The 21797-nt window shown below is 43.2% G+C and carries 12 protein-coding genes and 1 pseudogene; 3 read left to right on the top strand and 10 right to left on the bottom strand.

The window, feature by feature from the left end:
- Positions 1 to 145: 145 nt before the first annotated feature.
- Positions 146 to 1042 (bottom strand): hypothetical protein, encoded by an 897-nt coding sequence (locus tag DXC10_RS15380; protein ID WP_101545325.1) that lies wholly within the window; start codon positions 1040 to 1042, stop codon positions 146 to 148.
- Positions 1043 to 1322: 280 nt separating this feature from the next.
- Here DXC10_RS15380 and DXC10_RS15375 point away from each other — a divergent pair, with 280 nt between their 5' ends.
- Genes DXC10_RS15375 through phnW form a run of 3 tightly spaced genes read left to right on the top strand, consistent with a single transcriptional unit; the run spans position 1323 to position 4595 of the window.
- On the top strand, positions 1323 to 2630 hold the full coding sequence (locus DXC10_RS15375; protein ID WP_233519991.1) for a DUF5690 family protein: 1308 nt from the start codon (positions 1323 to 1325) through the stop codon (positions 2628 to 2630).
- A gap of 44 nt (positions 2631 to 2674) precedes the next feature.
- Complete coding sequence (gene phnX / locus DXC10_RS15370; RefSeq protein WP_101545538.1) at positions 2675 to 3466, top strand: phosphonoacetaldehyde hydrolase; 792 nt, start codon at positions 2675 to 2677, stop codon at positions 3464 to 3466.
- A 37-nt stretch (positions 3467 to 3503) separates the two neighbouring features.
- A complete protein-coding gene (phnW, locus tag DXC10_RS15365; RefSeq protein ID WP_117738347.1) occupies positions 3504 to 4595 on the top strand; it encodes a 2-aminoethylphosphonate--pyruvate transaminase in 1092 nt (363 codons plus the stop codon).
- Position 4596: 1 nt separating this feature from the next.
- Here the strand turns inward: phnW and DXC10_RS15360 are convergent.
- The 9 genes and pseudogenes from DXC10_RS15360 to DXC10_RS15320 all read right to left on the bottom strand — a co-directional run.
- A pseudogene (locus DXC10_RS15360) lies at positions 4597 to 4854 on the bottom strand (hypothetical protein); the annotation flags it as partial.
- A 1-nt stretch (position 4855) separates the two neighbouring features.
- Positions 4856 to 6694 (bottom strand): YgiQ family radical SAM protein, encoded by a 1839-nt coding sequence (locus DXC10_RS15355; protein ID WP_117738345.1) that lies wholly within the window; start codon positions 6692 to 6694, stop codon positions 4856 to 4858.
- Between the two features lie 47 nt (positions 6695 to 6741).
- Entirely contained in the window at positions 6742 to 6957 is a 216-nt protein-coding gene (locus tag DXC10_RS15350; protein WP_101545333.1) for a sulfurtransferase TusA family protein, read from the bottom strand.
- Positions 6954 to 7274 (bottom strand): hypothetical protein, encoded by a 321-nt coding sequence (locus DXC10_RS15345; RefSeq protein WP_101545336.1) that lies wholly within the window; start codon positions 7272 to 7274, stop codon positions 6954 to 6956. The genes DXC10_RS15350 and DXC10_RS15345 overlap by 4 nt, the downstream gene beginning before the upstream one ends.
- Before the next feature lie 129 nt (positions 7275 to 7403).
- Positions 7404 to 10331 (bottom strand): xanthan lyase, encoded by a 2928-nt coding sequence (locus tag DXC10_RS15340; protein WP_101545338.1) that lies wholly within the window; start codon positions 10329 to 10331, stop codon positions 7404 to 7406.
- A 94-nt stretch (positions 10332 to 10425) separates the two neighbouring features.
- Positions 10426 to 12417 (bottom strand): glucosamine-6-phosphate deaminase, encoded by a 1992-nt coding sequence (locus DXC10_RS15335; RefSeq protein WP_117738360.1) that lies wholly within the window; start codon positions 12415 to 12417, stop codon positions 10426 to 10428.
- Positions 12418 to 12516: 99 nt separating this feature from the next.
- A complete protein-coding gene (gene nagA, locus DXC10_RS15330; protein ID WP_101545341.1) occupies positions 12517 to 13683 on the bottom strand; it encodes an N-acetylglucosamine-6-phosphate deacetylase in 1167 nt (388 codons plus the stop codon).
- 168 nt (positions 13684 to 13851) lie between these two features.
- Complete coding sequence (gene pbpC / locus DXC10_RS15325; protein ID WP_101545343.1) at positions 13852 to 16179, bottom strand: penicillin-binding protein 1C; 2328 nt, start codon at positions 16177 to 16179, stop codon at positions 13852 to 13854.
- Positions 16179 to 21791: an alpha-2-macroglobulin gene (locus tag DXC10_RS15320; RefSeq protein ID WP_101545345.1), complete on the bottom strand. Its 5613-nt coding sequence runs from the start codon at positions 21789 to 21791 to the stop codon at positions 16179 to 16181. Before DXC10_RS15320 ends, pbpC begins: the two co-directional genes overlap by 1 nt.
- Positions 21792 to 21797 lie beyond the last annotated feature (6 nt).

Below are 21797 nucleotides of genomic sequence, written 5' to 3'. Positions count from 1 at the left end.
GAATTCTTGAAGCAGGTACTTGGAAGACTTGCTTCAAGGCAGATACACCTTAACAGGTTTTTATGAGTGGACCCTCTTCCTGCCTTTTCCGGTAATTGATTTATAGGGATTGGTGCGGGAGAGGGTTGTTTTGATTGTGTCTGATTTATTTACAACCGGTCAGCTCCAGGATTTTCTTTTCCAGAGCCAGATCATCACTGTTCATTCTTGGGGTAGGGATATTACACATACGAATTACGTCACCCTCGCGGCAAGTGTAGTTGTAATAGAGCAATTCGGTTTCGTCCAGTTCCTCGTATGGCTTCAATACACCTTGTTGTTGCAGGAATTTCTGGTGATCGGTATCGTCGGTTTGCTTTACCAGAAGGATGCGGCGGGCTATGGGATTGAAATTGTAGTCGAAACATTGATAGATGCCACGCAAAAAGGGCGGACGGTCGAACAAGGGTAGTTTTAGGCAGATGTTGAACATCGAGAGTTGGGGTGATTGGCTTTCGTTGAAAGCCAGGTAAAGATGGCTCATGCCGTTCATCATTCCGAACCCCCAATGAGTGGTACCATGGGCGTTGGTATGTCCCACCTCAATGTAATTTCCGTTTTCGGCGGGAGCAATGAGATAAGGTTCTATCTTCAGGTCATTGGTACTGGAAGATAGGCTATAGCTGGTATAAATACCGCTGTAATTGGCGATGTGGTTCACACTTCGGCGGGAGTTTTGCTCCAGTTCATCAAGGAAAGGATTTCGTCCGTCCGGCTGTTCTTTTACCGTCAGGTCTATGGAGAAAAGTTTCTGCTTCATTTGTGGAAGAGAACCCAGGAACTTCTTTTTCGACAGGTTATTCACCCATATCAGGGCATTGTCCAAGGCATCATCTTCATCCATCCCTTTTTCCACATTCTTGAAATAGGTGGGGAACACAGTGGAATACATGGCGGAAAGTACACTGGGAGTGAGTTGGGTCTGTTCGGCCATCTCTTTCATCTTTACTCCCTTTTTGCGTAAGAAGGTAATACGGTCGTAGATTTCTTTCAATTCGTTCATGCTTCTATGTCCATTAATGAATGGCAAAATTACTTTTCTTTTCCGATACCCAAATTTCTGTATCTTACTTTTTGTAAAAAATGTGTTTTCTTCTCCTTAGGGGACGTGTTACATTACAATTGCATGAATATTTCTGAATTATTTCGCATTTATTATTCCTGTTTTATTCATTTTTTGCTTCATAAGGCCTCCTTACTTTTGTCCCGTCAAAAAAACGAAGTAGAATATGAATTTATCACCGAATAAACAGATAGGGGGCAAAACAGTGGCGCAATGCAGAATGGCTGGAGAACATACACCGGAATGGGTTTTTATTCTTTGGATGGGGGGAACAGCACTTTTGTCTTATTCGTTGGTTTATGCTTTACGTAAACCATTTACCGCTGCCGAATTTGAAGGATTGCAGATTGCCGGTATGGACTATAAAATTATAGTAAGTATCATCCAACTCATCGGTTACGTATGTGCGAAGTTGTTCGGCATTAAGTTCATCTCAGAGTTGAAACCGCAAAACCGGTTGAAGTTCATCATTGGCTCGGCAGCCTTGTCCGAAGCGTCGTTGCTGGCATTCGGATTACTACCTGTACCTTATAATATAATAGCGCTCTTTTTCAATGGTCTTTCTTTAGGATGTATGTGGGGTGTGATATTCAGTTTCCTTGAAGGGCGGCGCACTACCGATATTTTGGCAAGTATCATGGGGGTGAGCATGGCACTCAGCTCGGGTGTAGCCAAGAGTATGGGACTCTATGCGTTGAACCAACTTCATGTAAGCGAGTTTTGGATGCCTGCTTTGGTCGGTGCTTTGGCTTTCCCTTTGCTTTGCTTCATGGGGTGGATGATGACCAAGTTCCCACGTCCTACGGCTGTTGACATCGCTGCACGTTCCGAGCGGGTTACCCTCAATGGACAGCAACGGTGGAAACTGTTCAGGCAATATATGCCGTTGTTACTTTTACTCTTTATCGCCAATCTGATGCTTACTGTCCAGCGCGACATCAAAGAAGATTTTATTGTCTGTATCATTGATGTGAGTGCTATTTCTTCCTGGCTTTTTGCCAAGCTCGATGCTATCGCTACTCTTGTGTTGCTGGGTACGTTTGCGTTGCTTGCTTTCTGTGGTAATCATCTGAAAGTGCTCTGTCTATTGCTGGGACTTTCTACAGTAGGTACGGGTATATTGGCTTTGTTGGGTACCGGACAAGTACAGATCTCCACCACCTTGTGGCTCTTTCTGCAAACGCTTTGTATAGATATAGCATATCTCAGTTTTCAGACTATCTTCTTTGAACGGTTCATCGCTTGTTTCAAGGTGAAGGGGAATGTGGGGTTCTTCATCATCACCATCGACTTCATCGGTTATGTGGGTACATTGGCATTGCTGCTTTTCAAAGAGTTGAAGGCTCCAGATGTGGATTGGGCGGTATTCTATAACGAAATGAGTGTCTTTGTGGGTGTGATCTGTTGCATTGCTTTCGTGGCATCTGCCATCTATGTGGTGCAGGCTAAACGGATGGGCGATACGCGGAAAAAAATATCCGGCACGGATAACTATAACGAATTATTAACTTTAAATCCTACGATATGATAGATTTCAGTTTTACAAGAATGGGTAACATAAACAATAGCAATATGAAGAAAATAGAATGTGTGATAATGGACTGGGCAGGTACTGCCGTCGATTATGGATGTTTTGCACCGGTAGCGGCTTTCGTGGAAAGTTTCAAGCAGATGGGAGTGAATGTGACTCCTGCCGAAACACGTGCTCATATGGGACTGACTAAGATTGAGGAAATCCGGGCCCTTTTCGCCATTGAGCGTGTAGCAGAGGAGTTCCATCGGAAATACGGGCGTACCCCTGATGAAAACGATGTGCGGGAATGCTATAAACGTTTCCAAGATGTGTTGTTCGCGACTTTGGAAGGCTATAGCAATCCTATTCCGGGTGTGGTGGAAGTGATTGCCGGTCTGCGCACCAAAGGCATCAAGATAGGATCTACCACCGGATATACCAAGAGTATGATGGATGTGGTAATTCCCATAGCGGAGAAAAAAGGATACAAGACTGATACATGTGTCACATCGGATCATTTGCCCGGTGGCCGTCCCAAACCTTATATGATTTATCAGAACATGTGCCTGCTTGATGTGCCTTCCCGGTTTTCCGTATTGAAGTACGGAGACACTATTGCCGATATCCGTGAAGGCGTGAATGCCGGTGTATGGAGTGTGGGGGTGGTGATGGGGAGTAACGAACTGGGACTGAGTGAAGAGGAAACCCGTAACCTGTCTATGGGCGAACTGAAATGCCGTATGGCAAAAGTACGTGATCGTATGTATGCTGCCGGTGCCGACTATGTGGTGGATACCATAGCCGAACTCCCGATGCTGATTGAGGATATCAATGAGCGCATGGCATTGTGAAAATCATCATTAACATTAATCACTAAATATTATCAATATGAGACCTTATTTACTTTTGACTCCCGGCCCTTTGACAACTACCGATACTGTAAAACAAGCCATGATGAGTGACTGGTGTACTTGGGATGAAGACTATAATCTGGATATTGTGGAAGTAATCCGTAAAGAATTGGTGGAGATTGCCACAAGTTGCCCTGAAGAGTATACCGCTGTATTGATGCAGGGTAGCGGAAGTTTTTGTGTGGAAGCTACTCTTGGCTCTGTTGTACGCTCTACGGATAAACTACTTGTAGCTGCCAACGGTGCTTACGGTAAGCGTATGGGGGTGATTTCCGAATACTATCACATCGATTGCCACGTGATGAAGTTTGAGGAAACCGAACCGGTGGATGCTATGAAGATTGACACTTATCTGAAAAAACATCCCGAGGTTACTCACGTTTCTGTGGTACATTGTGAAACAACCACTGGTGTACTTAATCCTCTTGAGGAGATTGCCGCTGTGGTAAAATCTCACGGTAAGGTACTGATTGTAGATGCCATGAGTAGTTTCGGTGGTGTACCTATAGACATGGCCCGATCGGGTATCGATTTTATGATTAGTAGCGCCAACAAGTGTATTCAGGGAGTACCAGGATTTGGCTTTATCATTGCGCGCCGTTCGTTGTTGGAACAATGTAAAGGTGTAGCCCGCTCACTTTCACTTGACCTCTACGATCAATGGGAAGTTATGGAAAAGGGATGTGGTAAATGGCGTTTTACTTCGCCTACCCATGTAGTACGGGCTTTTATGCAGGCGTTGAGTGAACTGAAGGCCGAAGGTGGTGTGAAAGCACGTTACGCCCGCTACTGCGAAAATCATCGCATACTGGTGAAAGGTATGCGCGCTTTGGGTTACAAGACCCTACTCTCTGATGATCAGCAATCTCCTGTTATCACCTCTTTCTATTATCCTTCTTCCGGCTTCAACTTCAAGGAGTTTTATCTGAAATTGAAAGCCAGAGGATTTGTTATCTATCCGGGTAAAATTTCACAAGCCGATACTTTCCGTATCGGAAATATAGGTGACGTTTATCCTGCCGATTTTGTGAAGTTGACGGAGGTTATTAAGGAAATCATGACAATATGATCGCCATACGTAGATAATCATATTGAACTCCCACGGCAAAGTTCGGGAGGAAGTAGTATCGTCCTTCCGTCATCAGGTCATAACCTACCCGGTTACCGTTTTTATTGAAAAAGTCATTCCGGTTTCCCTCTACGTATGGTAGAGACAATCCACCACCGAAGATGATGCTGTACTTTTGAGGTAAACATTCGCTTTGCGCTTGTATGTTCATTCCACAGAAAGTGAGGATGAAGACAGAAAAAGTGATGAGACGTTTCATGTTATCGTTTTCCATATAGTTTGTCGATCAGGTCCTGTCTGCCAATTCGTCTCAGTTCATTGATAATGTTCTTTCGTTCCTCCGGCTTGTACCAGAAAAAGAATTGGCGCTGCGCCAGCTTTTCCCGTTGCGTCTTGGCGCTGAAAACAGGTTCCAGCGTGTAGGGGTGATAACCGGTATACCAGGCTTCGGTGGCAACTGTCATTGGAGTAGGGGTGAAGTCTTGTACTTGTTCCAAGTGGAAATCCAAACGTTTGGTGATGACGGCAAGCTCTGCCATGTCTTCTTCCTTGCAGCCGGGATGACTGCTGATGAAGTAGGGAATGAGTTGCTGTCGCAAGCCTTCTTCGCGATTGATACGGTCGAATATTTTCTTGAACTCTCCGAATTGGCTGAAGGGAGGTTTACGCATGAGGTTGAGTACTCGATCTGATGTATGTTCGGGAGCTACTTTCAGGCGGCCACTGACGTGGCGGGTTATGAGTTCACGGGTATATTCGGCGGTACTTTGATTTACTTTGGGGTCTTTACATTGGTGTAAAAGTAAGTCATAGCGTACGCCACTGCCGATAAATGATTTCTTGATACCGGGCAATGCATCTACGGCATGATAGATATCGAGCAGAGGACGATGGTCTGCATTCAAGTTGGGACATACTTTGGGATGGATGCACGACGGACGTTTGCATCTTTTGCAGAGTGCTTCATCTTTTCCTTTCATCTGGTACATGTTGGCTGAGGGACCTCCCAAGTCACTCAGATAACCTTTGAAGTCGGGTAGTTCCATGACAGCTTTCACCTCTTTCAGCACACTCTCCTTGCTACGACTTACAATAAACTTGCCCTGATGCGCGGATATGGTACAGAAAGCACATCCTCCGAAACATCCTCGATGAAGATTGACGGAGAATTTTATCATGTCGTAAGCCGGAATACGCTTTCCTTTGTATTTAGGATGGGGAAGGCGGGTATAGGGCAAGTCGAATGAGCGATCGAGTTCCGCTTCCGTCAGTGGAGGATACGGTGGATTTACCACAACGGTCTGTGTACCTACTTTCTGTAAAATACGTGATGCCGCATATTTATTGCTTTCTTCCTCGATATGACGAAAGTTTGCAGCTTCTTTTTTTTTGTCTTTCAAACATTCTTCATGAGAGAAAAGTGTAATATCTCCTTCTTGGGGAACAACTTCCTTTTCAAGATAAACCATTTGTGGAATATTGGTAACAAGCTCTTTAAAGCTTTTTGGGGGAATATGAACTTCCGCAGACTTCAATCCTTCTGCAAGCGCTACAACCGGTTTTTCTCCCATACCGTAAATCAACAAATCGGCTCTGCTGTCAACCAGAATACTTGGACGTACTCGGTCTTGCCAATAATCATAATGCGTCAATCGTCGCATACTCGCCTCTATACCCCCTAAAATGACGGGTACATCCGGGTAAAGCTTCTTTAGGATTTGAGTATAAACAATGGAAGGATATTCAGGTCTCATATCGGGGCGGGCATCCGGAGTATAGGCATCATCACTGCGCAGACGTTTGTTGGCAGTATATTTATTAACCATACTGTCCATGCAACCGGCACTGACACCAAAAAAAAGGCGGGGACGTCCCAACTTCTTGAAGTCGCGTAAATCATCGCGCCAGTTGGGTTGGGGGACAATAGCAACGCGTAATCCTTCTGCTTCAAGGATACGTCCGATAACAGCAGCGCCGAAAGATGGATGGTCTACATATGCGTCACCACTAAACAGGATAACGTCCAATTCATTCCAACCACGCAATTCTACTTCTTTTTTGGTTGTAGGCAACCAATCTGTCAGTCGATATTCTTTCATGGCTGCAAAGATAGGCAATTAATGAGTAAATCACTAATCGCCAATCATTAAATCATGGTGAACTGTACCGTCATCTGTTCGCCGTCATAAATCTCACGGAAACCGATATGCTGTTCGGCAAGATATTCTTTCAGGTCATTGAAAGCGGTTGCATTGTCCATAATGATTTCCAGCTTCTCACCCTTTCCGGCTTGACATATAGCTTTGACGGCAGGGATGAGAGGGCTGTAATGCTTTTGTCCACACGTATTGATGGTTTTCATTTATTTTCTTCTTCTATGGTTTCTTGTTGGGAAAGCCATTGCAGATAGAGCTTGATGAGTTGTTGCAATCCGAACGCTTTCATGTTGTTATGATAGACCACGTCAATACAGAGGTCGAGCAGATCCTTGCTGTCTTCCTCTTGGGTGGCAATGAGAGAGCGGATATTCAGTTTCAGTTTGTCGAGCACAGTTTCATCTACGATACCGTTACTGTCGATGAGGTGGCGAAAAAGTCCATACTTCTCGATAGTGGCAAGGTTTTCTTCTGATATTTCTAAACTACGGGTTCCGCTGGGGTTAGTTTGTATAGTGTACATGATATTGATGTTTTAATGTTTAACGATTAATGGTCTCTGTTGGAACAAAGATAAGTTTTTTCATTACAGGTTACACTGATTTACATAGATTATTTATTGGGATTGTTATTTTTATTTGTACGTATCTGGTTAATTTGTGGTGAGGAACTGTAAAACAGATGCCATGATGGTGTTTCTGGCAGTTTCTTCTTTGATACTTTCAAAGGGAAATCCCATGATGAAAGTACGGTAGTCGCTACCGCGATAGGCTATGGCGGCAGATAGATTTCCATCGGTATAGGTCATCACGGAAAATGCCGTTTCCGTAGGCAGAATACAGTCCGGAGCTGTGACGGGATAAGCTTGTTCGTTAGGTAAGCGGAGAATGCTGAATGTATGTCCCAGACCTTGGATGGCAATGTCTTTTCCGTTTTTTTGCAAAGTATTGCCATAACGGTACTTCAAGATATTCCGGATAAATTCACGGTCGCCTTGCGAACTGTTCATGTCACTGCCCGTATAAGCGCCACTGACCAGGAGGCTGCCTCCTGATCGGCAATAAGAGGTTAATATCCGTTGCATCGGAGAGGAGAATGTTTTATAAAAGTTCCGGCGGGAAGGAATATTGATGATATCTTCTTTCTCCAGGCCGAGTATGTAGTCCACTATCGGATATCCTTCCAAAGAGATTATTCCGGTTTCTACGGCTTCGTCACTGCACGATACGAAACTATAGCCACCCGTTGCTTGTATGGCTTTACCATGAATAAAAGGGTAATCAAATGTATTTCCAATGATTTTCATTCCTTCATATTCATTGTTGCTATCGCCTAAACCCTTTCCTGCTTCTTTACGGTTGAAGTTTTGCTGAGTACCACAGAGGGAGAGGTCGTAGAGATAAGGTACACCGGGATCTTGTGTCAGGTCAAATCCTGCCAAATCAGGAGTGTTTACAATTGCCGGACCGCTGATACGGTCGAAACCGTTGACGATGAGTACACGTTCTTTTTCATGTTTCGCCTTATAGGCTGCGAGAATTTCAGAGGGAAAACTTTCTCCTCCACGGTTCACGGCGGTTACTTTAAAGGAGTAAACGATACCCGGTTCTATTTTTACACTGTGGAACGGATTACTGACACGTACTCCATTATCAAACCCTCCACGGCCAATGCGTGTATAGACAATGTATTCACGAGGTTGTGCGGTGGGCTCCAATGGATCGTTTTCGCCTTTCCAAGAGAGTTCAAGTGTATTTTTCTTTTTACCGAAATGGATGGCAAAATGGCTGACGGGGAGAGGTTGGACTATATAATCTTTACCGTGTTGGGTAGATATATATTGCAAGATGGCTTTATAGAGTGCACGTCCTACAGTGAATTTGAAGTTAGGGTCGTGTCCCAGTTGCATGTCTGCAAAATTTTGATGAGACAGTAACTCTACAATGGTAGAAGCCACGGAAGGCAGGCGTGTTTCGCTGTAGTTACGGTTCCACATACTACGACGTGTCCAGTCGATATTATAGGTAGAACGGATATCGTGTTCCAATTGGGTCATTAAGATATCGGAAAGGTCACGTGAAGCATAGCGGTCTTTTCCTGTGGTCAATTGCCCGTTGTTAAAGTCGGTGGTATAAATGCCGAGTGTACCTACTATCCGGTCGTCGGTTTTGACACCGGCATCGCTGTGTAACGCCATGCTCATTTCAAATGGAACTCCCAACCCTTGTTCAGTAGGATTGAATATAGATCCACCTGCCAGATAGTTTACCATACGCGAACGTGTGTTGATATCATCTGAAATATCATCTTTTCCTTTATATCCGGCATATACGGAATAAGGCATGCCTGCCCATTGGGCGGAATAACGTGCTCCTTCCAGATAACGGGGAAGTCCGCTGGTTTGTCCACCACGAGCGATATTCCCCATTCCCCCACCGAAGCGGACAGCATCTGCACAGACCACACCTTTTTCTTTACTTTCATTGCTCAGTACTACCATGCCGTAGTCATTTCTTCCTTTGTCGAAAGTAAACGTTCCGAGGTATACCCACGTACCACCTCCGATACGCTGGTTTACCTTAAATTCCGTCACACCACCATTGTGAAAGACGAGGTATTTGGCATCACTTACACTGTTCGGCATACTCTGATAGGATACATATACAGCATATTCTCCTGTTTTGGGTATATCGGGTACCCATTCGGCAAATGCCTTGTCTTTCTTTTTTTCGGTATTGGTAAAGCGTGCTGTACCGTCAAGAAAGGGGGTATCTCCGTCTTCGTAGATATGTTTACGCTGTGCAAAACCGGGTTTGCCTGTGGATGCCCATTGTGATTTCCGACTTTTTACTTCAAGGTAGAAAGAACCTTGTCCGCTGTCCCGGTCCAGATTTCCGTCATTGTCAACAATCACTTCCTGTTTCTGAGTGTCTCGCTCACGAGGAGTAAAGACGTTGGCACCGGCATTTTCAAGCATCGGAATCAGATAGGGGATAATGAACGACTGGGTAAACAGGTCTTCGGTTGTACAAAACAGTCGGGGACGCTGCCAGCCCCATTTATTTTTATTATTAATATAATATTTTCCATGACTTTGCCACACGGCTATGTGGCGTCCTTCCAGTCCACGAGATATTTCGTATGGACGGGAAATACGAGTTACCCACGGAGTACCTTTATAATTTAAGTCTGTGAAAAGACGCTCTTTGTCTTTCTTGCCTTTTCTGTATATATTGGGTATAAGCTCCTCAATGGTTTTTCCTCCGGTGAACACTGCGATATTAAAGTAGTTCACAGGGCCGGGAAGCAATAATCTGATATTATGATAGAGGTTATCGACGCTTTCCGGGCGATGAGGCTGATAGCTTAATTGTTCACTTGCATAAATATATATCTTTTTTTTCTGAAAGTCTATACGGAAACTATCCAAACGGCAAGTTCCTGTATTGACTGTGGAAACGGTATGTTTTTTGAAGAAAGTTTGTAACCGTTCTTCCACATTCTGCTCTATTTCCTGGGATATCGCTTTTTCTGAAAAAAAGGAGAATAATATTACAATAAGATATATACATTTTTTCATAATTCAAAGTTCTCATGATGACCGGACAAAAATAGCTAAAAAAAGAGTGGGAAGTTATGCGCTTCCCACTCTTCTTATTTCTATTTAGTAAACTTTACAACGGAATATATTCTACGAAAGCTTCCATTGCCTCGTAAGATGCCAGACCAAGGCTGTCATATAATGCAGCTGTACCGCGGTTACGGTCTTCACTACGTTGCCAGAACAAACGTTCGTCATTGCCCAGGAACGGAGCACTTTCCATCTGTGACTGATGTTTCAGGATGGAGTTACGTTTAGCACGCAATTCTTCAGGACTGATAGGCACAGCCATTTCGATGTTCTCGATTTCCCATTCTGCCCATGCGCCACGATACATCCAAATACGGCAATCTTTCAGCCATTTTGCACCTTCTTCTTTTTCAAGGTCGACAGCTGCAAATACGGCATCTGTACAAACACGGTGTGTGCCGTGCGGGTCGGCAAGGTCACCGGCTACAAAGATTTGGTGGGGTTTCACTTCGCGCAACAGGTTGCGTACAATTTCTACATCGGCTTCGCTAATAGGATTTTTCTGAATTTTGCCTGTTTCGTAAAACGGCAGGTCAAGGAAATGTACATGATCCAACGGAATATTGTTGTACGTACAAGCAGTTCGTGCTTCACCACGGCGGATCAATCCTTTAATAGTAAGGATATCGCGGCTATCCATATCTCCGTCTTTCTTTTCCTTGAGATACTTGCGGATTTCTGTGTATTTATCGTTGATAACCTGGTCTTCGCTGTTATTGAAGATTTGGTTAAAACCATTAATGAAGTGTAGGAAACGGATTACTTCTTCATCACCTACAGCAATGTTACCGGAAGTCTCATAGGCTACATGTACATCATGTTTCTGTTCTACCAGACGACGGATAGTACCACCCATGGAAATTACATCGTCATCAGGATGTGGGGAGAATACAATGACACGTTTCGGATACGGTTTCGCACGTTCGGGACGATAAGTATCGTCAGCGTTCGGTTTACCACCCGGCCAACCTGTGATGGTATGTTGCAAATCATTGAAAATCTTGATATTCACATTATAAGCAGAACCGAAAAGTGCCAACAGTTCACTCAAACCATTTTCGTTATAGTCTTTGTTGGTCAACTTCAAGATCGGTTTACCCGTCAATTGGCACAGCCAAACAATAGCACTACGTATCAATTTGTCGTTCCACTCACAAGAAGTTACCAGCCAGGGACGTTGAATTCGCGTCAGGTTGGCAGATGCCGATAAGTCGATGGCGATATGTGCATTGTTGTGAGTTTGCAGATAAGATGCAGGAATAGTATTTGTTACAGGACCCTCCACGCACTCTTTTACCATTTTGGCTTTTTCTTCGCCCCATGCCAACAAGTATACTTTTTTTGCAGAAAGGATAGTAGCCACACCCATTGTGATGGAACTGATAGGGGTATTGTCAATGTTACCGAAAATTTTGGATGCTTCGTTACGCGAATCGTTATCTAGCAAGATCAGGTGAGTAGTAGAATTCAGACGGGAACCCGGTTCGTTGAAGCCGATATTACCTACACGTCCAATACCCAACAAGGCAATGTCCAGGCCACCGAAGCTTTCGATACGTTGCTCGTACAGACGGCAATATTCGAAAATAGCATCTTTGGCAATGGTACCGTTCGGACTGAATACATTCTGCATGTCGATATCCACATGATCGAGCAGCATTTCTTTCAATGCATTCAGATTACTGTTGACAGCGTTGGGAGCCAAAGGATAATATTCATAAAGGTTGAATACAACCACATTACGGAAACTTAAACCTTCTTCCTGATGCATGCGTACCAATGCTGCATATACATTGCGTGGAGAATTACCGCCTGCTAATGCCAGTACGCAGAAACGTCCGGCTTTTTGTTTGTCTCGAATTAGTTGTGCAATGTCGAGAGCAATTTGGTTGGCACCTTCTTCAGGGGTTTCATAGATATCTGTCGGAATTTTTTCGAGCCGTGTCAGTACAGACCGCTCAAAAGCGTTCTCAGGTCTATAATACCTGGGGGATACTCTGTTGAGAGTAATTTGAGAACTAAGATTGGTTTTCATACGTTTTATTGGTATTAATAAATGATTAAAGCGTTCGCTCATTAAAACTTAACAAAAATACGTAAAACAAAGTTCACTTGTATAATGTTGAAGTATATTTTATGATAAAGTATTGGTTTCCGGTACTAAATTTCCCATTGCCCATACTGCTCTTACGTTCAGATCTTCGTCCATTACGATGATATCGGCATCTTTACCTTTTTGCAAAGAACCTTTACGGTCGAATACTCCCATGATACGTGCCGGAGTTTCTGAAACCATACGTGCTGCATCTGCCAATGGAATGTCAGCTTTTTGTACCATAGTGCGTATCAGACGATCCATGGTTGCAACACTACCTGCCAGTGCGGAGTGGTCGGCAAGTTTACATACTCCATCTTCAATGATGACACGTGGGTCAAAAGCTTCTTTACTGTCGCTTGCGGCGCAAGCTAAAGCATCAGTGATAGCACACATACGTTCTACACCTTTTATTTTATATACCAGTCTCAGGATGGTGGGTGGTACATGGATACCATCGGCAACGACTTCTACCGTCATATCGTCCATCAAATAGATACTTTCTACTGTTCCTTCATATTTATACTCACGGCGTTTGTGGAAACCGGGCATAGCGTTGTAGAAGTGAGTGGCGTGAGTATATCCGGCTTCGTATGCCGTACGGATATCCTCAAATTCTGCTTGTGTATGTGCGACAGATGCCAGAATACCTTTGGCTGTGATGTATTTACCGAATTGCATAGCTCCCGGTAGTTCGGGGGCTGCATCCCATCGCTTGATACAATGCAGGTTCTCTACAATAGGGATGTATTCGTTCGGGTCAGGATTCTTGATATTTTCGGGAAGTTGTCCGCCTGCCATAGCCATGTTCAGATAGTGGCCTTCCAAGTGGAGACCGAGTATCGGACTGTCTTTTTCTGCCATCAGTCGAGTACAAGTTTCTGCAGCTTGTTCAATCATGGGTACGGTAGATGAAGACAGTGTGGGGAAGATACTGGTTGTTCCATATTTCATGTGGGTCTTGACGGCTCCACGGAAAGCATCTTCGGTACATTCCATAAAATCGCGTCCTCCACCGCCGTGTACATGTATTTCTACACCACCGGGGAGTACATACATACCTTTTACATCAATCAGTTGTGCACCGATAACGGCGAGATCACAATTGGTTACTTCCAAAATTTTTCCGTCTCTTATAAGTACAGAACCATCTTTGAGCCAACCTTGAGGGGTCAGAATACGAGCGTTGATAAGTTGAGTCAACATAGGATTTAGGGGTTAGAGTTATAAAATTAATCATACTGTCATTTCGACATCGTTTCGAAGGACAAAAATAGTCACTTTTTAGGTAATATGCACTCCTCTCTTTTAGGTATTTTTATTAAATACTCTAAAAATGAACGTTCGATGTTTAAAGAGTCTTGGTTTGGGGATTTATTCTACGTAGAAAGTGGTGGAAATGGAATTCCCTTCACTATCCACCGCAGTGAGGGAATGTTGTCCGGGAACAGGTTGTAGGGATATTTTGTGAAAATCTTGTGTCAGAGTGAGATAGGTTTCGTCGAGATGCCAAAAGATGGTGGTGTTGGGGTTACTATGAGCTAGTTCTGCAGTGAAAATTCCCTTACTGCCATCCAATAACTTGGGTAAAATGATACGGGCATTCATGGGTGGATAGATAAATTGCATGATTTGTAGAGCATCTTCTCCACAATCGGATTTGAAAGGAGGTAGGGGAGTATATTCAGGGTGATGTTGTTTGTAGTACCATTCCCATACAGGAGGTAGGATGAACCATGATTTCTGAATGATAGGTTCGGTATTGGCACAATTTTCATAGACACGATGAGTACCGTTTGCCGACAGAGTGATGAGATGGTGATAGGGGCATACTTCTGTTTTTAATCCTGAGGGGAGTATCAATATAGTATCGGTTTTTTCACAGAATCGACTCTTCAGATGTCCGGATTGACGGCATATTTCCGATTCAACGAAGATACCCGAAGGACGTTCAAACCATTTAGGCGAGGAAGGTAACAGATTGAATGTATCAAACAGTACCGGTCCTGCCGTGCGTGCACCGACTAGTCCAGGTTTTCCTTCTCCGGTAGCATTGCCTACCCATACCCCTATGGCATAACGGGGAGTTACACCTACTGCCCAAGCGTCACGGAAACCGTAACTCGTACCGGTTTTCCAGGCAACGGGATGCATGGAAGGAATGGATTTCCAGTCTATTTCTTCAGGCCGGTTGACTTCTATCAAAGCATCAAAGGTTTGCCATACAGCACCTGGTTGAAACAAGTCTGTTGTTTGTGTCGTCTCATCGGAGAGTAGTATGTCACAGGTACTTTGTGGAAGTTTCAGTAGGCTACGTCCCATATTGGCGTATGCGTTTGTAATATCCCACAGAGTGGCTTCCGCACCTCCTAAGATGAGAGATAGGCCGTAGTGAGAAGCTGGTCGGTTCAATGTCTTCAAACCAATTTGTTTGAGGAAACTGTAGAATTTGGGGACACCATATTTTTGTAACATGGTTACGGCAGGGATATTTAGGGAACGTGCCAATGCTTTTGATGCGGGGACAGCTCCTTCAAATTGCAGGCTGAAATTCTGGGGAGTGAAACCATTGATGTTAATGGGAATATCCGGCAATAACATTTGCGGCAATAGACTGCCTTCCTGCAACATGGCATAATAGAGGAATGGCTTCAAGATACTTCCTGTACTTCTAGGAGCTTGAATAACGTCTACTTGATTGCCTGTTTGTTTCTGTTCAAAATGGACATTTCCACAATAAGCTATTACCTGATTAGTTTCAATATCGATTACCAGAATTGCCAGATTTCGTATATCGCTCTTGCTGAATTCATTACTCCAACGTTCGGCCAGGCTTTCTATTTGGATTTGGAGACTCTTGTTAATGGCCGATAATGAATATTGCCCGTTTCGTTCCTGATAAAAACGGCTGACCAGATGTGGCGCAATATGAGGTAGTGGATGAGGTTGGACGGGAAGTGGCTCACTTATAGCCAATTCATAAGTGGAGGTATTGATTGTTCCTTTTTCATGCAACTGTTTTAAAAGCCGGTTTCGTTTATCAAGTAGCGCTTTACGTCCTTTTGAAAGATGTATCATGGAAGGAGCATTCGGTAGAACAGCCAGCATTGCGGATTCTGCCCACGATAGTTCTTCTGCCGGATGTCCGAAATAACGCCATGCTGCTGCGTCTAGTCCTACGACATTTCCGCCGAATGGGGCATGTGATATATACATGGATAAAATTTCTTCTTTAGACGCACGAAATTCAAGCCGGGTAGCTAAAATCATTTCAATGAACTTTTCTCCGAAAGTTCTGGGCTTATTTCTTGCCAGGCGAATGGTTTGCATGGTAAGGGTACTACCTCCACTTATGATATGTTTGTTTTTCAGATTTTGGTAAATAGCTCTACCGGTGGATAACGGATTAATTCCCCAATGGTGGTAGAAATGTTTGTCTTCAAAAGTGACCAGGCATTGCCTGATTTTCTCTGGAGTAGTGGTACGGGGAGGAAAACGCCATTGTCCGTCGGATGCAATACGTGCTCCCAGAAGTTCGCCATTCCGGTCGGCAACGACGGTAGAGTAAGATACGTGGAATAACTGTTTAGGGAGACAAAAAATGTAAGCCATTACCAGAAAAGTAAGGAGGATGAGTACTGCTTTTCCGGTAATAGGCAGCTGATTGATATATTTCTTTATTTTATATAGAAATCTTTGCATTATTGACTCACAGTTGTTCTTCCTGCCTTTGTTCGCGCTTGTGCGGATGAATCATACATGGCTTCGCACTGGATAGCCGGCAGTACAAAATTTCCTGCATACGTAGCTTGTATTCTGATGATGAATTTCTTTGACTCACCACGTTGCAGGTCGAAATAAGTCAGTACACGGTCGTCCCGAATATCCTGAAATGTATAGTTCTGGGTGGAAATAACTTCTGGAACCATAATTCTGTCATTGTAAATCTCCCATCCGGATGGTATGATATGTGTCAATGCCAGATTACTGTAATCGGTAGTACCACTGGTATTACTTACTACAATCATTGCCATAAAATCTGTTCCTTGCTTAATGTTTTCAACAGAAATCGGGGAACCGTTCAAATCTGTATATTTTACTTCAATCCGAAGATTGTTACTCATCGTGGGCAGTGTATCATTCAGTAACTGCATACGTGTAATAATATTCAATTCTAATATACCTTTACCCTCATTTTTTAGAATAACATTACCTTTTAGGGGCGTAGTGGATAGGGTTTCTTCAAATACAGCTTTAGCTGATTTTACAGCCGGTTGTTGTTTCCCATTCCAGTTCCATGTAAAATTCAGAGTACCGGAAAGCTTCTCTGCCAGACGTCCCATAGCCATTAAAGCAAAAGCTGTGGACTGGGTACTGAACCAGTCTTCCCGAGATAAATTCTGTGAAATCTTTTTCGCTTGCTGCAAAGCTGCTTGCTCGCGATTCATCAGTATCAAGGTTTCCAAAATCATTGCTTCATCACGGTTGGATGAACCATAAATGAAATTATTTGAAGAATACGGTTTTACGGTAGTTTCAATGTTATAAATCAGTTCCCCGGCAGGTCTCATTTTACCTGTCAATGCATAGGTTGCGGCAAGTCTCCATTTGGCTTGCATGGATAAGCCCGGTTGCTCCTTCATCCGATTCATTGTTCCATATTCAGGCGTACCCGCCAATGCCAAGGTATAGAGCCTGAATGTTTGTTGTAAATCAGATTGCCACTGTATCCATTCACTTTCTTGCTGAGGCATTCGCCAGTTCTGTGCAGCGGCACGCTGGAAACGTTTCCATTTATTCAATACATTCTGGTTGACGGCATATCCTTTTTCTTGAGCAAGGACAAGGAACATTCCGGCATAGGATGTGATCCATTCATTGGCAACAGCATCACCGGGCCAGTATACAAATCCGCCATTAGGAAGTTGACGGCCATAAAGCCGGCGTATTCCTTCCTGTACGTTTACTTTTATCTTTTCAGCTTCTTTGTTGTCTACAATTTTGAGCTGATTGATAAACAATAGTGGTAGTGCTTTGGAAGTCAACTGTTCTGAACAATTATGCTGATAATTATAGAGAAAATCGAAACGTCGGGTGATATCTACTGAAGGTATGCGGGATACTTCAAGTTGCACACTGCTATTCCCAGGAGTGGTACCTTGCAGGTTATAAGATAGAGTTGCGCTTTGTCCTGCTTCCACCCACTGGTTGTTACGAAGTGTTACAGTAGGGTTAGGGTTACGGACTTCTATTTCAATGATCTCTCTAACTTGTTGTCCTCCACCGGAGGCAGTTAAATGAACTGTTGCTTTTCCGGTTTTATTACTGGTTTTTATCTTGAAGGATATCAGTTTATCGCCCGGTTGGTTGAAAGTGACGGACTGTCTGGCGTTACCAACTACTTGTATGCCACCTCCGGAAACTTGGATGGAAACGGTTGCATTCTTCACTTCTTTTTCCATAGCGAAGATATTTACCGGTACGGTAATTTCTTCTTGGGTACTTAGAACGCGAGGTAAGGTAGATAATAACATCAGAGGAGTACGTACAAATGAATTCTTTTCTGTTTTGCCGTATGCTCCGTCTTGACCGGCGACAACCATGGTACGTACGGAACCTACATACATGGGTAACTTCAGCGTGTGTGTCTGCTGCTTTCCTTTACCTATATAGAAAGGACCTATAAATTTAACTACTGGTTTAAAACGGTTCGCTTTAGCGTCGGCAGGTTTCAGCATCTCGTCGCCTCCTGTACTGAATAAGGAAGTATAACGACCGGCAGAAGCTCCCAAAACATCATCATACATGTCCCAGGTACGGATACCCAATGCTTCGCGGGCATAGAATTCATTCCATGGGTCAGGGGTTTTGTAGTTGGTGAGGTCCAATAGACCATCGTCCACAATAGCCAATGTATAAGTCATGGGCTTACCGTTTTTTTCACTGATGGTGACATTGAAGTTTGTTTCCGGCCGTAATACTTCTGGTAGTTGGATTTGCGGTTGCAATACTGTTTGTTTATTGGTAACCATTACCGGCATGACACCGTACATGCGAATTGGTAAGTCATTTATAGTCTGTACGTGTGGTTGTAGTAAGCTGATATGCAGATATACGTTCGGAGTCATATCAGGGGTAACTTTAAACGAATATTTGGTATCGCCCTGAGTTCCGACTTCAATCCATTCACGTTTTAGTATGGTAGAACCATTTTCAAGAGAAACAAGTGCCCGTCCTCCCGCGGCAGCGGGGATAATGGCTGTGGCTGTTTCTCCAATCTCATAAGAGTCTTTGTCCAGTGAGAAAGTAAGCATTTTGATTCCGCTTGGATCCGTCTTGTTGGAACGTCCTCTCCATTCGGGCCAATCGATATATACAGTACCCCCCGTGGCATGACCACTCTCTTTATCTTTTACATATACCAGATAACGTCCCCAATCCGGATAGTTGATACGTAATCTGAAATTAGCTTTTCCACCGACAGTTCGTAAATTACCACTGGCAATTGGAGTGATTGAACTGCTGTTTATATAAGTACCGAATGATTCTTCACGGTTTTCCCACCACCAACTCCAATCTATACGATAGACCTTGTATTCCAGATTGGAACGATTGATTGGTTGACCTTTATCATTAACGGTAACGATGTCAAACCGGTGATCTTTATCTGTTTCGATGTATCGTCCTTCCGGTTCATTCAAATTGATTCCGACATACGATGATAGTGGAGAGTAGGGTACAGTTTGTATATAGATACTGGCATCCCCTCCCGGTTCGAACACACGAGTGGTAAGTGTAGCGTTAAGCATACCTGGCGCATTGGCGGCATTTGGAAGCTTCCACATAAAAGTCGTTTTTCCTTCATCGTCCAGGATGCCGTTGAATACATCTGTTTTTACGGTGGTAAATTCTGTATTCGGATCATTAAAGGTATATTTACTATACTTCTTAAATTGTGTGTTAACTTTCGATAGGGACATTTCTACCTTTGCCTTGAGATGCGAAGCGTTAGCTCCTGTCAGCCAGGCAGAAGAAAGTGTCACAGGTATTTCCTTTGCTGAGGCCTGAATAATATTTTGTGGTAATTTCAGGTTAATTTTCAATCGGTTAGGTTTTACAGTCTCTATACGCAGACTTTTGTGGAAAGTGGTTCCGCCAACTTTTACATATGCATTCCAAAGACCTGTCGGATCTTCCGGTTGTGTTGGCACATCGAACGTATAAAATCCATTCGTACTTTGTGTGGAAATCATTTTGGTATAGAACTGCCCTTTGGGATTGTAGATTTCCAAAGCTACAGGATGTTTGTCCGGTATTCTCTTTTCTCTATCTTCCAGGATAAAGGAGACATGTAATGTATCCCCTGGTCTCCAAACGCCTCTCTCACCATAAATAAACCCTTTTAAGCCTTTTTGAATTTCCTTGCCGCCTACATCGAAACGACTGACGGACTGTTCTTCACCATCGGCAACTCTGACATATGCTTTCTGCTTTTCCGATTCGGCAACTACGATAAACGGAATACCTTTAGAAGTTATTTCCGCAAATCCTTCATAATTTGTTTTTCCCGTTCCAATGGGTTGCAACTGAAAGTTGTAAACGGTTATTTTAGCTTCTTCTATGGGATTGGTATCCAAAATATTGTTTACTGTAATCCATAGTTTGTTTAACGAGTTTCGTTTGACGATCATTCCTATATTGGAGGCAAATACGTTACAGGAAACTGCTCGGTCGGAATTCATATAATAGGATGGATGGCATGGATTATTGCGTTTTCTCCAGTCATACTGGCTCCAGTCCATTTGTACTCCACCATTATAATAGAAATAACTTTGTGGAATATCCCAGGAAGCTTCTTCTTCTTCCGAAATGATGTTCCCACTGACTTTGGTCAAACCATTTGAAGTTGCATTATCCGCAAATTTCATATTCTGATCGTTCGTGTTTCCGCAAGGATAAGCGGAATATTCTTGCCGAAAGGTAAGGATAATACGATAAATAGCACCTGGTTCCTGATTAATCAGTCCCGCAAGGTCTATGGAATAATTTTCCCAATGATGAATGTCTTTGGTTTTGTCTTTGGCCAACCATAGTGTTTTTTTATAGACTAATCTACCGGCTCGTCTCAGTTCATTGGCAGATGCCAGCGTATTAGTCTGCATAAACATCAGTATATTATTTTCAAAGATACGGATGACACTTAAATCTACTGCATACAGGTTGACTGCCTGAAATGGGATGATAAGATTTTGAGAATTAGGTAAGATAGCAGAAGAAGTCAACATTTTAACTTCCGGTTTCAGATTGATTTCACTGAATGAAATGGTATGCGGAACACCTAATGTTTGGTCTTTGCTGTCTTTTATACCTTCATGTATATTCAGAGTGATTTTATTCAGTTGATTGGCTTCAAAATAAACATATACCTTATTGTCTTTTACCTGAATGGCGGAATTTGTGACTTCTGGTATTTCAATTAATCCCTTCAGATCTTGTGTAGTGGAGATGGGCGAAGAAAATACCACTTCAATTCCATTCTCCGGCTGTTCAATGCGTTTGGCAGATAGAAAGCGGAAACTATTCCGAGCCGGGATCAGTATATTTACATTCTGTTTCCAATTGATACCGATGGAACTTCCATCTGCTGCTATTGCCAACTGATAATCTTCATTTATTCGGGGAATATCATTAATTTCGAACAGGTATTGTGTCGAGTTGTCAGTTGCGGTAACAGTAAAAGGGAATTTATCTCCTTTACTGTTAGTAACAGATAAGATTTTCTCTACGTTTTCTTTCTTTACAATGTCGCTGAAACGTATTTCTCCTTTTATGTCTACTTTGTTGGGCTTGGCATCTGTTTGTGAAAGTGCTTCTGTTTGTAAGGTAAAGTTACTTGCTTGTACCCGAAACGAGAACTTGAACTCTTTTAGTCGACTGTCCACTTCCACGAAATCTCCTAATTGGAAAGTCCCTTCATAAAGTTCTCCCGGTTCCAGAGATCCTTCTTCGGGAAGAAACTCAATGGTGTTGTTACTGACCCAGTAAGCTTTACCTTTCAAAGAAGGAGAAAAACTAAATGGATTCTTCTTCAATTCATTGTTTAAATCTACCATGGGCTGGTCGTGACTCAGCTCTATACGTATATTCGAGTTTTGTGAGATAACACCTCCGGTATATGCACTTACATAAGGAGCATATTCGACCGAAGGAATAATATCTTTTCTACTGCTTGAACAGGAAGACAAAACATAGAGTGTCAGTAAAAAAAAGAATAGCTTGACAGCTATACGGTGTTTAGTTTCAGCTTGTCCCATAGTAAA

This window comes from Bacteroides sp. OM08-11 (genome assembly GCF_003438665.1).
Taxonomy (GTDB): domain Bacteria; phylum Bacteroidota; class Bacteroidia; order Bacteroidales; family Bacteroidaceae; genus Bacteroides; species Bacteroides cutis.
The sequence above is the reverse complement of the archived record's forward strand: the minus strand, read 5'-3'. Positions and strand labels throughout refer to the sequence as shown.

Bases quoted from the DNA above. Each gene is read 5' to 3' on its own strand.
- DXC10_RS15380 (WP_101545325.1), bottom strand. From the start codon at position 1,042: ATGAACGAATTGAAAGAAATCTACGACCGTATTACCTTCTTACGCAAA.
- DXC10_RS15340 (WP_101545338.1), bottom strand. From the start codon at position 10,331: ATGAAAAAATGTATATATCTTATTGTAATATTATTCTCCTTTTTTTCA.
- nagA (WP_101545341.1), bottom strand. From the start codon at position 13,683: ATGTTGACTCAACTTATCAACGCTCGTATTCTGACCCCTCAAGGTTGG.
- phnX (WP_101545538.1), top strand. From the start codon at position 2,675: ATGAAGAAAATAGAATGTGTGATAATGGACTGGGCAGGTACTGCCGTC.
- DXC10_RS15320 (WP_101545345.1), bottom strand. From the start codon at position 21,791: ATGGGACAAGCTGAAACTAAACACCGTATAGCTGTCAAGCTATTCTTT.
- DXC10_RS15355 (WP_117738345.1), bottom strand. From the start codon at position 6,694: ATGAAAGAATATCGACTGACAGATTGGTTGCCTACAACCAAAAAAGAA.
- DXC10_RS15375 (WP_233519991.1), top strand. From the start codon at position 1,323: ATGGCTGGAGAACATACACCGGAATGGGTTTTTATTCTTTGGATGGGG.
- DXC10_RS15350 (WP_101545333.1), bottom strand. From the start codon at position 6,957: ATGAAAACCATCAATACGTGTGGACAAAAGCATTACAGCCCTCTCATC.
- phnW (WP_117738347.1), top strand. From the start codon at position 3,504: ATGAGACCTTATTTACTTTTGACTCCCGGCCCTTTGACAACTACCGAT.
- DXC10_RS15335 (WP_117738360.1), bottom strand. From the start codon at position 12,417: ATGAAAACCAATCTTAGTTCTCAAATTACTCTCAACAGAGTATCCCCC.
- DXC10_RS15345 (WP_101545336.1), bottom strand. From the start codon at position 7,274: ATGTACACTATACAAACTAACCCCAGCGGAACCCGTAGTTTAGAAATA.
- pbpC (WP_101545343.1), bottom strand. From the start codon at position 16,179: ATGCAAAGATTTCTATATAAAATAAAGAAATATATCAATCAGCTGCCT.